This window comes from Gilliamella sp. Choc5-1 (genome assembly GCF_001690595.1).
Classification (GTDB): Bacteria; Pseudomonadota; Gammaproteobacteria; order Enterobacterales; family Orbaceae; genus Gilliamella; species Gilliamella apicola_M.
Window position 1 is genome coordinate 1 of the sequence record NZ_LZHH01000104.1, and the last position, 939, is coordinate 939.

General features: G+C 42.5%; 1 protein-coding gene and 1 pseudogene. Both read left to right on the top strand.

Annotated features, from left to right (window positions below):
• The first annotated feature begins 111 nt into the window (after positions 1–111).
• Positions 112–372: a hypothetical protein gene (locus A9G35_RS08860; protein ID WP_065636541.1), complete on the top strand. Its 261-nt coding sequence runs from the start codon at positions 112–114 to the stop codon at positions 370–372.
• Between the two features lie 57 nt (positions 373–429).
• A pseudogene (gene vgrG, locus A9G35_RS08865) lies at positions 430–939 on the top strand (type VI secretion system tip protein VgrG); the annotation flags it as partial.

The window sequence follows — 939 nt, forward strand, 5'->3', positions numbered from 1 at the left end:
AGCTATATTTAATAACTAAAAGCAATAATATTAACCATTTAAATCATAACAACAAACCAAAGGTATTCCCTTTTGTTCTAATTAAATTAATAAATAAGGAAAGGAAAAAACATGGCAAGTGCGTTAGAGCGTCTTTTAGAGCAGCTTGATGACGGGATATTGGGTCATTTAAAAAAACTGAGCCATAATCGCTATACCTTAGCCGTTGAGGGGCTAAGTTCGCCGGTGTCGGTGTTACAGGTTAAAGGCGATGAGCGGCTTAACCAGCCGTGGCATTATACCCTTGAATTTACCAGTCCCGATAAAGCCCCTGCCATTGATTCACTGCTTAACCAAAACGCCACTTTCTCATTTAATCCCTTTTTAAACTAGCCATTAACAGAAGCAATACGCTCACTAGGTGGCTTACCTGCTATCAGTGACGGGCGCATACTTCATGGGGTGGTTACCGCATTTAGTCAGCTATCGGTCAGTAAAGAGCAAGCGCATTATCAAGTTGTTTTATCATCCCGCTTAGCGTTGTTAGCCATGAAAAAACAGTGTGCCATTTTTCAAAACTAAAGCGTGGTAAGTGTAGTGGAATCGATACTGCGCAGCCATGGTTTTACCGGCATTGATTACCGCTTGGAATTAAAAGACACCTACCCGTCTCGAGAATTTATTACCCAATGGCAAGAAAGTGACCTTGAGTTCATACAACGCTTATTGGCGGATGTGGGGATTTGGTTTCGCTTTGAAACCCATGCTGAGCACAACTGTGATGTCATGGTGCTAAGTGATTATGAGCAAGGTTATGCTCAGGTTGCTGATATTGATAACAAACCACCGAGTGGCACCTTAGATGGTGGCACTGAAAGCGTTTGGGATATTCGCTTACACAGTGCCGTGGTGGCCTCATCAGTTGAGGTAAATGATTATAACTATCGAACCGCCAATACG